The organism is Thermococcus marinus, assembly GCF_055389025.1.
This window is the reverse complement of record NZ_AP042417.1, coordinates 146,991-159,688: the sequence shown is the minus strand read 5'-3', so window position 1 is coordinate 159,688 and position 12,698 is coordinate 146,991. Positions and strand designations below refer to the sequence as shown.

Sequence of the window (12,698 nt, the reverse complement as noted above, 5' to 3'; positions counted from 1 at the left end):
ACTTTAAGCACCTTTTTGCATTTTTTATGTCTGTGGGACACTTCCGGTTTGAGCCTCAAACCTGTGTCTGGTTTTGACACAGATGCTTCGAACATCTTCTGCATTACATAATGGGCTTCTCAGGAGGAGGAAGGTTAAGCGGGAGTGCTGGAACAAGCGAGGAAAGCGCTACAACTGCTGCTACAAATACATGTACTAGATAAACAACCAGGGCTGGAAGTATATTGAGTTCCCGAAGGCGAGCATGAAAGCGAAAAAGAACGACGATATCTTAATCTTAAGGGAGTTGATTAAAGAACTCCCCAATGAAGCCAAGATTGCACGACTCGGGTTTGAGAAGCTCCAGGCCGTTAGACTGGCCGACAATGATCGGGATTTAGCGGCCAAGGCGGTTTTAAGAGAAGTACAATAGGAAATAGACAAACAGTTTCGTAGTAAGGGCTACCGTAGGTCCAGGTTGAGTCGCATAATATTTGAGGAACGTGTGAATTGCTGGGTGACAATAACTGAGCTCCTGTACAAAATTAAGAATCTAGAAAATGAGCTCGAAGCCAAGGAGATGCTCCTAATGGCACTGAGAAGGGAGTTAGAAGAGTGCCAACAGTGCCGAACTAGCCGTTAAATCTACTTGCTCATATTTTCCTAAAGGAAAACCCATTTGAAGGATTACACCAAAAGCTGTTACAGATAAAAGTGTAATGAAACAGCGATTTATATGGTCGAAGAGTTGGGGGAGAAGACTTATACGGACCCAAATGGGGCGTAATGGGGACAAAGGCGCCTATCTCCAAATCAAAACATTCTATCAGCGAGTATCAAAGCTCCAATAACTAGAATCACGATGTTGATGACCTTTTTTAGCACATCTCTGTTGGCCCTTGAGTTGGCATTGGTCCCCAAGTAGACTCAGGGGAGGGTTCCAAGAATAAGGGCCCCAGCGAGGTGGTAGTCCACAACTCCAATTCCCGCGTAGTTGGCGAAGCTAAGCGAGGCCAGAGCAAGGCCATAGGCTATCCTGACCTCCTCCCCGCCCTGAAGGGCGAGGATTCCAACGGGTTAACCCCTCGCCAGTGACGGGGAGGTTTGAGGGGCTTCATTCAAGCCCAATTCAAACCGGACTTTCAGCCCCTCGGGGAGGGTCTTCCCCCCGTTACCCCTCCTCTGAGCATAAAGCCCGCCCAGATTCGGGGTTATGGTTTTCACAACCTTTTTTAAAATATTAAACGCTCCAACCAAGTCTGCATTAAAAACAAGCCCCGTTGCGGGACACTTAAACAAACCTCTGACAAAGCGAGCCCCCTCGTGGGGCCTCCCGCAAACGGGGCAAACCTTAGAAGTGAAAGCCTCATCAACAACCAAAACCTCAATACCATACTCCTCAGCAACTTCCCTAAGACGCTTAATAACCGTATTGAACCGCCAAACGTGAGAAAGGAGAAAATTCTGCCTTTTGCCCCTATCAGAGTTCCGAGCTATGCCCTTAGGATAACCCACCACAATCTTGGAAACGCCAAGCTCATAAAGCTTCCTGACAGTTCCTCTTACGGTAGTGTTTATGTAGTGCTTGGCTTGAAGTTTCGCTTTATCGTGCATTCTTTTAAGCCTTCTACTCGTTTTAACTCCGCTCTTGTTGAGTTTTGACTGGTAGTCAGCAATTTTTCTCCTCCAGTAAAAAGCAATGCGCTTCAGCGGCCTTCCATTCACGAGGAAGCTTTCCCCGTTTTCCACATAAACAGCCATTAGATTGTTTACTCCAAGGTCAATTCCCGCCGAGAGGCTTCCTCTTGGCGTTCTTGGAACGCTTACCCATTCCCCACCCTCAAGTTTTTCCTCGACAGTAAGGCTAACGTGAGCATACCATTTCCGCTTAACGGGGTCGTAGGTTATCTCTAACCGCCCCTGCTTGCCCTTCAGGTGAATTCTTCCCTTAAACTGGACTTCAAGGCGTTTAAACTTGCCAAGGCCTTTGAAGATTAGTTTGTTCCCTTCAACCTTGTACTGGTCATTTCTCAGGACGATTAAGGGTTTCCTCCTCCCATCTTCTTTGAGGTAGAGTGGAGGTTTTGGTTTAAGCCAGTTGGGGAGTTCACCATTCCGCTTTTTCCTTAATAGGGAGAAGAATGAGCGCCAGGCTTCGGCGTTCTTTCTCGCTATTTGCTGGACTGTGGCGGAGCCGATTTCTCGTTTAAACTCTTCATAAACGGTTTTTTCAGTTGAATTGAAGTCCACGATTTTGTGTTGGAAGAATTCTTGTCGCCTCAAGTAGTTTACTCGGTTCCAGGCTTTGGCTCCTGAATCGGCTAACTGGTGGAGGATTTTTGCTTGTTCTTTAGAGGGCTGGAGTTTTACTGTTACTGAGCGCTTCATATCAAGGCATGGTATAAATTTTAGGCTTTAAAATAGTTTTGCCTTCCTGTTTAAAGGCCGGTTGGGTGGTTTACTGCATCCCCGCCGTGAACGGCAAGACTTGAGAAAGAAAAATGTAAAGCCGGTGCCCTCTATCCTCTTCTTTATCTTGTCGTAGAGGGGCTTTGGAATAGAAACAGTTGTGTATTTCCTCTCTTCATCCATCACGAGCACCTCCGATTTTTAATGATATTTAATTGCATTTAATTAAGCTTAATTAAGGCTTATACAAGTTTGCATTTTCCTTTTGAAAGCCTCGTCCTTTAGGACGGGAGGAGGTCAGAAAGAATTGGGTATAATTTCAAACTAAAACCGGATTTAATTAAACATTATCAAACAATAACCTTTATATACCTCAAAGTCTATTATATGTTGAGGGGCACTGTGCGGGAAGGGACCGAAGCGAAAGCTTCACCCTGATCCAGAGTCCATGCCTAACCATAGGTCTCACGGCTTACCCAGAGTCGTGAGGTTTGTGGGTGGAGGTATGGGCCCTGCCTCAGAGCGAAACTTCACTGAGGCCTCTGATCACGCGGTGCCCCTCACTCTCGTTATACGGCCTTAAAAGTTTGTGTTCAGTTAGTGAATTATTAAAACGGAACTTTTTGCACTCTCTAAGGCACTTATCGCGACCTTAAGCGCATGCAACCCCTCTTCCCCAGGGGCAAGGGGCTTGTCATAAAGACTGTAACGGGGAAAAGGGCCTCCGCAGTCACTTTTTCTTTTGAAAGCCTCACCCTTCAGGGCGGGGATGCGGTAAAATCATCCAAAAGCCTTTGTTCTGAATTGGGAAGCAACCTCTTTGGCTCGCTCAAAATTGACATCGGCCACTCCAACGAGCTCAACCTTCTTCTTTCGCTAATTCCGAATAAATCCTCGCATGGTGGAAGCCCATGTTCCAACGCCAACAACGCCAACGCGAAGCATCTTGACCACCTTTCATATCCCACTGAATGTCCTTTTTTGAGAAGTTGGAGTATATAAGGATTTGAGCTTTTTAAATGATTAGGGCTCAGCAAAACTTTTTTATGTAATTTCGACTCAAGATTATATTATGAAGATTCGAAAATTTGTAAACCGGAAAGAAGAACTCAAAACCCTTGAGAAACTTTACAATAGGAAAGGCTTCACTCTTGTGCTTGTTACCGGTAGAAGGAGGATAGGTAAAAGCAGGCTCGTGAGGGAGTTCTTAACAAACAAGAACGCAATAGCAGTCCAATTTGAGAAGAGGGTCTGGGAATATAACCTTACAAAGCTCAACAGGGCGATAGGAAGGTACTTTGGCATCCCTGTGCCAAACTTTTCAACCTTTTCAGATGCTTTTCGCTTTATAAGTTCGCAGGCAAGAGAGAGGCTTATAGTCTTCCTCGACGAATTTTCCTACCTGCTCCGGTATTCTGAAGTCGAGGCCGAATTCCAGAGTATAGTGGATGAAATTTTGGCCGACAGTAATATAATGCTCGTCCTATCAGCTTCATCCGTTGGCCTTCTGAAGAGGAGCTTCTTCGATTACTCAAGTCCACTCTATGGGAGAAGTGATGCGACACTTAACCTCCAGCCCTTAAAGTTTAAACACCTCTTTGAGTGGTTTGAGGGTATAAATCCAGAGGAAGCCGTGAAGATTTATGCAGTAACTTCTGGCGTTCCAAGATACCTTGAGCTCTTTGAAGGTAAAAGTGCTGAAAAGGAAATTGAAAAGAACTTCTTTGATCCAAATGCATTTCTATTCAGAGAGGCCAAAGAGCTCTTAGAGGAGGAGTTCAGGGAGCCGGAGACGTACTACACAATACTTGAGGCGGTAGCTGAAGGGAAAACACGCGTCAATGAGATAGCCCAGCACTCTTTTCTCGAGCCTAAAAACACAGCCCGCTATCTGAGGATACTAGAGGATCTGGGAATACTGAAGAGGGAACTCCCTGTGGCAAGAAAGGCAAAGAGAGGGATTTACCGCTTCAGAGACCTCTACTTTGCTTTCTGGTTCCGTTTTGTGGCACCCTATTTCGAGGAAATCGAGAGTGGTTTTCCAGATGGGGCCATTGAGGAGTTCAGGCGGGACTTCAACCAGTATGTAGGCTTTGCTTTCGAAGAAATAGCAAAGCAGTTTTTAATAGGGCTCAATCGCGAAGGGAGGTTACCGTTCAATTTCACAAAGATCGGCCGCTGGTGGCACAAGGGGGAGGAGATCGACATTGTTGCACTGAGCAAGAGAGAAAAGAAGGCCCTTTTTGTTGAAGCCAAGTGGAAGGAACTGAGTGAGAAAAAAGCCCTAGAAATCTTGGAAAACTTGGAGGGCAAGGCTGAAGCTGTGGGGCTAGATGGGTGGGAGAAAAACTATGGATTGGTGGCAAAAAGAGTCGAGAATAAAGAAGAATTAGAAGAGAAGGGTTTTTTGGTGTGGGATTTGAAGGACTTTGAAATATCTAACTTAACAGAAGGAATGAACTCTAAAAGGAGCTCCCAAAATCAACCTAGAGAAAAACATATCTTGCTTTTTTCCTTTAAGGTTTTATAAAACAAAGAAAAGGTGTCACAGAACCTCCAGTTCCCTGAGAGCATTAATTATATAAGCTATGTCCTCATCGCTAACAGCCGGGTGCACCGGTAAGCTCAGCACTTTCTTTGAGGCTTCGATTGCGTTTGGACAGATGTCCTTTGGATAGCCGAGCTTCTGGTAGAGAGGTTGCCAATGAACGGGCATCGGGTAATGCACCGCAGTTCCGATTCCTTTCTCCCTCAATTTTACCATAAGCTCATCTCTGCCTAGCGGAAACTCATCTTCAACTCTAATCACGTACTGGTGGAAGACGTGTTTTACGCGAGGATCAACATAGGGTGGGGTTAATCCCTTGATTTTCTCTATGCCCTCGCTTAGCAGTTTGGCATTCTCAATTCTCTTTTCGTTCCAAGCATCGAGCTTTTTGAGCTGGGCCCTGCTGATTGCAGCAGCAATGTTGGTCATCCTTAGATTGTAACCGAGCTCCACATGCAGGTACTTCTCAACTTGGCCATGGTTTCTAATTAAATCTGCCCTCCTGGCTAACTCGTCATTATTGGTTACGACCATACCCCCTCGCCAGTGGTCATGTTCTTTGTGGGATAGAAGCTGAAGGCTGCAATATCTCCAAAGGTTCCAACTTTCTGCCCTTCAAACTCTGCACCGTGGGCTTGGGCGCAGTCCTCAATTAGATAAAGCCTGTAGTCCTCGGCAATCTCTTTGAAGGCCTTCATATCGGCCGGCTGGCCGTAGAGGTGAACGACAACTATGGCTTTGTTTTATCCGTTATTTTCTCAAGAACGTCGTTTGGGTCAAGGTTGAACGTCTTTGGATCTATGTCTGCAAAAACGGGCTTTGCTCCTTGGAAGAGGATTGCGTTTGCAGATGCTATGAATGTGAGGGGCGTTGTGATGACCTCACCGCCGGGGCCGATTTTGAGGGCTTTTAAGGCCAACATCCAAAGCCGCGGTACCGTTGGTCACTGCAATAGCATGTTTTGCCCCCAAGTATTGGGCGAACTCTTTTTCAAAAGCCTCAACTTCCTTTCCGCTTGCAAGCATTCCGCTCTTCAAAACCTCAATAACAGCGTTTATTTCTTCATCTCCAATCAAAGGTCTGGCAATTGGGATCATTTTTCTTCCTCCTTAATTGCTTTAAATATCATTGAGAGTCCTTTTCATTTCGGGGTCTTTAACTTTCCTGTAACATTCCCCATACTTTTCATCTGGAATTTCCTCTATTTCTTAAACTCGTCTCCAAGTAGATTTAATAGCTCCTCACTAGAAATCTCCAACTTTTCACCTCTATCCATTGTTCAGCATTCCCACAAATCTTTCTCCCTGAGATATCTTTCATAATCCTCCTTTCTGATTTTCACTTCTCTCCCACAGTGAGAGCATTTGAATGTTATCCCTTCTTCATCCTCACTCACCTTTTCCTTGAGGGGCCTCCCGCAGTAGCAGACGAAGCCCTTCAAACGGGCAGGGTTTCCAAATACCAGCCCGAATGGTGGAACATCCTTTGTAACCACTGCTCCAGCGCCGACCATTGCGTACTCGCCTATTGTAACGCCGCAGACTATTGTCGCGTGGGCCCCTATGCTCGCCCCCTTCTTTACAAGCGTGGGCACAACTTCCCAGTCTTCGTTGAACGCCCTAGGATAGAGGTCGTTTGTGAAGGTCATGCGCGGGCCGAGGAAAACGTCATCCTCAACCTTGACGCCATGATAAACACTTACCCCATTCTGGATTTTAACGTTGTTTCCTATCTCAACTCCAACGTCAATGTAAACGTCCTTCCCGATGTTGCAGTTCTTCCCGATTTTAGCCCCCTTTCTTATGTGAGCGAAGTGCCATATTCTGGTTCCTTCGCCAATTTCAACGTCCTCTTCAACAACGGCAAGGGGATGAACGAAATACTTTTGAGCCATTTCAAACACCACAGACTATTGAAGCCCCAAATTATAAAAGCATTGTTGAGATAAGCGATGTGGGGTATGCCCTGGATACAACCACGGATCTCATAATATTTTCTCAAGCATTTCCACCGGAAAAGGGAGGTAATGCATTTAGAATGGGGGGACTTGTACAATTGAGTTTAAGAAGACCATTTCTATATCTCATAGCCGACCAATGAATTTGAGGATGTATATCTTAGTCCTTACGTCGAGGAGGGACCTTATGATGTCAAGAATGTTTCCTCTCATTGTCGGATTGAGGCGAAACGCCCTCAAGATATCCACTGCACCGCTTCTGTCGCCCCTAAAGAGCTTGAGAATCCCTATCTGGAGAAGGTGATAACTCAGAACCTGTGGATCATGCCTTATATCCCCGTGCTCCTCTATCATTCTGTATCTTCCAGCAAGGTACTTGGCGAAGGAGAACTGGCCGGAGTGAATTGAGTAATCCACAAGTGGTTCATCTATCGCACCAAAGTAGCATATCTTTGACATTCTCAGCCACATGTCCCAGTCCTCGCAGGTCGGAAAGCTCTCCCTGAACGGCCCCACCCTCTTGAAGCACTCCCGTCTCACCATTATCGTGGACGTCCCAGTTATGTTGTCCTTGAGCATGTGCCTGTAAACGTCTCCGCTCGCCAGGGGATGCTTTATTCCGAGAACCTTCTCCTTTTCCAGATAATAGTAAGTGAAGGCTGTGTAAATCAGCCCATAATTCTTTGGAAGTTCTCTGAAGGCCTCCACCTGAAGTTCGAGCTTGTCCTTCCGCCAGCAGTCATCATCATCCAAAAACGCAATGAATTCTCCCCTGGCCTTCAGAACCCCGAGGTTCCGGGCGTTGGCTATCCCTTTTCCCCGCTGAGGGATGTATCTCAGGCGTCCATCTCTGTGGGATTTCACGATGTCTTTTGTTTCTTCACTTCGAGTACCATCAATTATCAGTATTTCAAAGTCATCGAAAGTTTGATTGAGGACACTTTCGAGGGCTCTTCTAAGCATGTTGGGACGGTTGTAAGTAGGGATAATTACTGAAACCCTTGGCTTCAAATCCCTTCCTCCAATATTTTTATCAACGCTTTCGCTATTTTTATATCTTCTCTGAATGTGATTTTGAGGTTGAAGCAATTGCAGTAAAGTATGTCAACTTCGAAACCAGCCTTCATTGCGAGGAGTATGTCATGAGGTATTTTATTTAAATAATTCTTCTTAACGGCTTTTTCGAGAGTTTCTTTGAGAGCACTATATTGATAACCTGTTGGGGCTTCTCCCATAGCGTATTTTGAGCGATCATGAATTTTTAGTGCTTTTCCCTCCTGCACTTCAATCAAGTTCCCGGTTATGGGGTTCACGGTTGTTACTACACCCTTCTCATCGAGCATTTCAACGATTTTTTCAAACACCCACCGTGGGGTAAACGGTCTCACGGCGTCATGGACAAGAACTTTTGTCTCATTCTCCGGAACTTTAAGGAAGCCGTTGTATATGGATTCGTTTCTTGTTTTTCCTCCTTCGGCAATACTTGAAATCTTAGAAAAGCTTTCCATGAGCTCTTCTCCTGTTTTCATAAATTCGGGGTTAGAAACTAAGATAATTTTGTCTATAGCTTTGACATTAGATACGTTCTCAAGTGTATACTCGATTATCATCTTTTCTTCTATCTTAAAGTACTGCTTCGGAAGTCCAAGGTTAGCTCTCTTCCCTATGCCTCCTGCAAGGAGTATAAGCGTCGTCATGAGTCTTTCACCTTAATCAGGGCATTATACACTCTTTCCGATGACTTTGAGTCATCTCCCACTTCGTAAAGAAGACTTTTAACAGTTTCTCTCCACTCCCTGTCTTTATGTGGGTTCTCTATGTATGTCCTTAGCGAGTCCATGAGTTCGTTCACGGTTTCAGGTTTGTCCCCAGGAGCAAAGAACTTATAAGGTAATAAAAACCCGCTTTTTTCTTCGAGATCTTTTCTGTCCGGCAAGTAAAACACCATGGGCCTATTGAGGAGAATGTAGTCCTCGAAAATGCTGGAGTAGTCGGTTATCAGAATGTCAAACGCTCCCATTACGTCGTTTATTGTTAGCAACCTTGTCTGAAGAGGCTCGTCAGTTAAAATGACTATGTTGCTCTTGCTTTTGATTGATCCTTGTATTGCATCGGCCACAAGCTTGTGAGGTTTTATCACGAGAAGAGCGTTAACTTTTTTCAAGAAATCCTGGAACTCCTTTCTGAGTAAGCTTTTAACGACTTTCACACTAGCCTCAAAGTCTTTTAGATAGCTCGTGTACCTATACGTTGGAGCGTAGAGAATGATATGTTCGTATTTGTCTAAATCACGACCTAAGATTTCAGAAAGCATATACCTCGAATTTTTAAGGTTCTTTAGCATGCCATCATTTCGGGGTTGGCCGAGTAACCTGAACTTTCGCGGATTAATCATGAACTGCCTCACAAAAGCCCCTACAACGAGCTCTGAGGTTGTTACAAAGTCCGTCGTCCACCTGTTCATGTAAAGGTAGAGATCCTTCACTCCCAGGGGATGCTCGTAGCCGGTCTTTTTCCCGGGCAATCCATGCCAGAGCTGAATAATCCCCTGCCCGAAGTGAGGGGTTAAAGGCAAGACATCCGTTGTCACTACAAACTTTGAGCGGAGGAGCTCTTTGATGCCATTTGATGAATACAAATAAGCCGTCTTGACGTCTGGACATTCTTTTTTTAGGATCTCCAGTGCAGGAGGTTCTTTTTTGTTTAAAACCCATACGAGGTCGTAGCCCTCGTCAAGAGAATACACATATTTGAAGAATGCCAGCGCGTTATCGCTTATGTCTGGGGTGGAATAGAAGGCTATCCTGTTTTCGTCCTTTGGAACTCTGTTGACCAGTGAGAGGAGCCTTGAAAGGAGGAGCTGTTTTTGAAGGCGGTTCATCTTATTATCCCCCATGTCGTCTCAGGAAAATCTTTTATAAGTGATTTGTCAGCTATTGTTGTGGGGGAAATATGGTTAAGGTCTCCATAATAATGCCCAACAAGAATAATGCAAAATGGTTGCCAAAGTCAATCGATAGTATACTTGACCAGACATATAAGAACTGGGAGTTGATAATCGTTGATGACCATTCAACTGATGATAGTGTTAAAGTAATTAAAGAGTTTATGGACAAGGATTCGAGGATTGACTGTATTTGTGATCCAGACGTATCTTATCCGTTAACTAAGAATCTTGGTTTTGAGAATTCAAGTGGAAAGTATGTTGTCTTTTTGGATAGTGATGACTGGTTAGGAAAAGAGTTTCTTGAGAGGGGCATAAAGAATATTAAGAATGTTGATGGGTATGCTAGTAGTTTTGCTGTTTGGTTTGGGGGTGATAAATATAGAAAGTTTATATTTGAGAATGGGGTTTTTAGTAATATTGATGCGTTAAAATTGAAGTTTAGGTTTAGGAATGGTAACACTCTGCTCAAAAGGTCAATTATCGAGGAATATGTAATTAGGTTTCCTAAGGAACAAAGGAGTGAGGATATATACTTTTACTCATTGTACCTTGCGTTTAGTAGAGAAATCTTTGTCGATGATTATGTTGGTTTCATTGTGAATAGGGTTGGAAGTTCGGTCTCCCTTTCCGGTATTTCTGGACTCTTAGAGACGTTTAAGGTTTATGAAAAACTTTTCAAAGTATTAGAGGAGAATGGGAAAAAGGAACTTGTAAATGTACTTGGGAACAATGACTTCGTTTTTAGTATGTTAACATATCTCGATAGTGCACCGAGAAAGTATAAGGTCCGATATGGTATTAAGTACTTCCCGAACATTGTGCGGTTTTTATTAAATAGTGACTTTTATATGAAAGATTGGGCGTTCGCAACTTTTGTAGACTTATTTGTTCCGGTTAAGTGGTTGTTAAGGAAAATTAGATAATAATTGGGGGTGACAACTTTGGAAAAACCAATTTTAATCGGTTCATATGATCCTGGTAGTTTCGGTGGCGTTGTTAGGCATATTTCTCAAATTCTGAAATATTCTTCTCATAATTTTGTGACATTTAGTTTCGAAACAATGCCCGAATACCTTAAAAAACTATTCTACTTATCTATATACGCAGGGATCAAGGATAACCCGCCTTCAATTTTGTATTCCAAACGATATAAAGACGTTTCATGTATTCATGCACATGGATTGTTTCCTCTGACTCTAGGAAGACGCTTAAAATCTACATACCATAATCCTGTTATCTTAACTCTCCATGGAACCATATTTCAAAAGTATACCTTAGAACACTTCAGAAACTCGGGAAAGTCCAAGTTTTATGAGAGGTATTACCGTCTCTTCGAAGATCTCCTTGATGATGTTGATGTTATATTAACCGTCGCAAGATGGATATCATCACAATTAAAGTCATCGTTTGGGGTTGATTCCATAACAATCCCAAACATGATCGATACTCAAGAAGTCTTGAAGAGTATAGATCATAATCTTTTTTCTACATTTAACCTTACTCCTTCTGGCTATATTCTGTGGTTAGGTGCTCGTGTTGATGCTCCAGGATGCAAACGCCCCGAAGATTTTATCAGGGTCGCTAGAGAATTCCCAGATGAGATTTTTGTTATGGCAGGGAAGGGTATCTCCCGAGAATCTATAAAGAAGGTGGTAGGATATGATTTACCGAGTAATATTCTATTTTATGACTTAGTTGGTATGTTCGGTCCATCTAAGTCATATAGCGCATTTTTGACCTTAGTTAAGAATGCAAAGTTCTCAATTTTAACGAGTTATTATGAAGCATTTGGTTATGTTATTCTTGAGAGCTTAACCCTTAATACACCTGTCATTGTACCTGACATTGGCGGTCCAGCTGAAATCGTCAATAAGCAAGTTGGAATGAAGTACCGATTTTTTAATACTGATAGTCTTCTTAGGAAAGTGGAGAAAATGCTTAAGATCTGGGATAAATACAAGCGCAGAAATTTAAGAGATTATGTTGAAGCGAGGTATTCCTCAAAAATAGTAGTTAAGAAATTGGATAAAATTTATGACATGTATTGTTAATAATCACAGTACGTTAATGTGAGCTCTTTAAGTTCTTCCAGTCTGAGACCGTGTATGAGGGTCTTCAGCTTATAATACCAATATTGGAGAACAGACAAGTATCCTCCTGCTTTTAAGTACCACAACTCGGTAAGGGATATTGTCTTTGGATCTAGCTTATTCCACCATTTTTCTGCAAATTTGATGTATCCACATGCATATTGAGAGTATCGTACCCTATCGGGTTTTCTATAAATGTATAATGGTTCATTTATTCCATATATTTTATACTTCTCTGAAATCCTTAACCATAAATCGTAGTCCTCGCCGATTGTTAGAGAAGTATCAAACATTCCCACATCTTCTAAGACTTTTTTCCTCACGAGAACAGAGCTGGTTGATATGAAATTGGATTTTTTTAAATGTTCAAACGTATTTTTTCCACATACTATTTTTACTCCTTTTCGTTTAACTTTTCCATCTGGATATTTTATGAAGTAATCTGTATAGATTAGATCATATCTCTTAATTAATTTTAGCTGTTTTTCAAGTTTATCCTTTAACCATATGTCATCATCGTCAAGAAACGCGATGTATTCCCCGTTGGCATGTAGAATTCCAATATTTCTTTGAAGAGAAACCCCCTTTTTATTAAGAACAATTTTTTTAATTCGCGAGTCCTTGACACCAAGGTCTATGTCACCATATGATACGATTATAATCTCAAAATCTTGGTATGTTTGCTCAAAGATACTGGTTAGAGCTTCTTTTAGATAATTTTCTCTCCCTCTAACTGTGGGAATTATGACTGAAACTTTTGGGGGCATG

At 43.0% G+C, this 12,698-nt stretch carries 11 protein-coding genes and 2 pseudogenes; 4 read left to right on the top strand and 9 right to left on the bottom strand.

The window, feature by feature from the left end; genetic code table 11:
* Positions 1-244: 244 nt before the first annotated feature.
* Complete coding sequence (locus tag ACZ5ER_RS00945) at positions 245-412, top strand: hypothetical protein (protein ID WP_464934605.1); 168 nt, start codon at positions 245-247, stop codon at positions 410-412.
* 644 nt (positions 413-1,056) lie between these two features.
* Here ACZ5ER_RS00945 and ACZ5ER_RS00940 read toward each other — a convergent pair.
* The 3 genes and pseudogenes from ACZ5ER_RS00940 to ACZ5ER_RS00930 all read right to left on the bottom strand — a co-directional run.
* Positions 1,057-2,367, bottom strand: coding sequence for an RNA-guided endonuclease InsQ/TnpB family protein (locus ACZ5ER_RS00940; protein WP_464934604.1), 1,311 nt, complete (start codon positions 2,365-2,367; stop codon positions 1,057-1,059).
* Between the two features lie 27 nt (positions 2,368-2,394).
* A complete protein-coding gene (locus ACZ5ER_RS00935) occupies positions 2,395-2,571 on the bottom strand; it encodes a hypothetical protein (RefSeq protein ID WP_464934603.1) in 177 nt (58 codons plus the stop codon).
* A gap of 603 nt (positions 2,572-3,174) precedes the next feature.
* Positions 3,175-3,333, bottom strand: a pseudogene (locus tag ACZ5ER_RS00930) (Gfo/Idh/MocA family oxidoreductase); the annotation flags it as partial.
* A gap of 127 nt (positions 3,334-3,460) precedes the next feature.
* On the opposite strand from ACZ5ER_RS00930, the gene ACZ5ER_RS00925 reads away from it, so the two are divergent.
* Entirely contained in the window at positions 3,461-4,918 is a 1,458-nt protein-coding gene (locus ACZ5ER_RS00925; protein WP_464934602.1) for an ATP-binding protein, read from the top strand.
* Between the two features lie 15 nt (positions 4,919-4,933).
* Here the strand turns inward: ACZ5ER_RS00925 and ACZ5ER_RS00920 are convergent.
* The 5 genes and pseudogenes from ACZ5ER_RS00920 to ACZ5ER_RS00900 all read right to left on the bottom strand — a co-directional run bounded on the left by ACZ5ER_RS00920 (position 4,934) and on the right by ACZ5ER_RS00900 (position 9,789).
* Positions 4,934-6,033, bottom strand: a pseudogene (locus tag ACZ5ER_RS00920) (DegT/DnrJ/EryC1/StrS family aminotransferase).
* Positions 6,034-6,215: 182 nt separating this feature from the next.
* Positions 6,216-6,830, bottom strand: coding sequence for an acyltransferase (locus tag ACZ5ER_RS00915; RefSeq protein ID WP_464935039.1), 615 nt, complete (start codon positions 6,828-6,830; stop codon positions 6,216-6,218).
* 189 nt (positions 6,831-7,019) lie between these two features.
* Positions 7,020-7,856, bottom strand: a complete 837-nt coding sequence (locus tag ACZ5ER_RS00910; RefSeq protein ID WP_464934601.1) for a glycosyltransferase — start codon at positions 7,854-7,856, stop codon at positions 7,020-7,022.
* A 44-nt stretch (positions 7,857-7,900) separates the two neighbouring features.
* Positions 7,901-8,590 (bottom strand): IspD/TarI family cytidylyltransferase, encoded by a 690-nt coding sequence (locus ACZ5ER_RS00905; protein WP_464934600.1) that lies wholly within the window; start codon positions 8,588-8,590, stop codon positions 7,901-7,903.
* Entirely contained in the window at positions 8,587-9,789 is a 1,203-nt protein-coding gene (locus ACZ5ER_RS00900) for a CDP-glycerol glycerophosphotransferase family protein (protein WP_464934599.1), read from the bottom strand. Before ACZ5ER_RS00900 ends, ACZ5ER_RS00905 begins: the two co-directional genes overlap by 4 nt.
* A 56-nt stretch (positions 9,790-9,845) precedes the next feature.
* Between ACZ5ER_RS00900 and ACZ5ER_RS00895 the strand changes: the two genes are divergently transcribed.
* Entirely contained in the window at positions 9,846-10,763 is a 918-nt protein-coding gene (locus tag ACZ5ER_RS00895) for a glycosyltransferase family 2 protein (RefSeq protein ID WP_464934598.1), read from the top strand.
* Positions 10,764-10,781: 18 nt separating this feature from the next.
* Positions 10,782-11,891, top strand: coding sequence for a glycosyltransferase family 4 protein (locus tag ACZ5ER_RS00890; RefSeq protein ID WP_464934597.1), 1,110 nt, complete (start codon positions 10,782-10,784; stop codon positions 11,889-11,891).
* On the opposite strand, the gene ACZ5ER_RS00885 is transcribed toward ACZ5ER_RS00890, so the two are convergent.
* A complete protein-coding gene (locus ACZ5ER_RS00885) occupies positions 11,888-12,697 on the bottom strand; it encodes a glycosyltransferase family 2 protein (protein ID WP_464934596.1) in 810 nt (269 codons plus the stop codon). The two genes, ACZ5ER_RS00890 and ACZ5ER_RS00885, sit on opposite strands and share 4 nt — an antisense overlap.
* Position 12,698 lies beyond the last annotated feature (1 nt).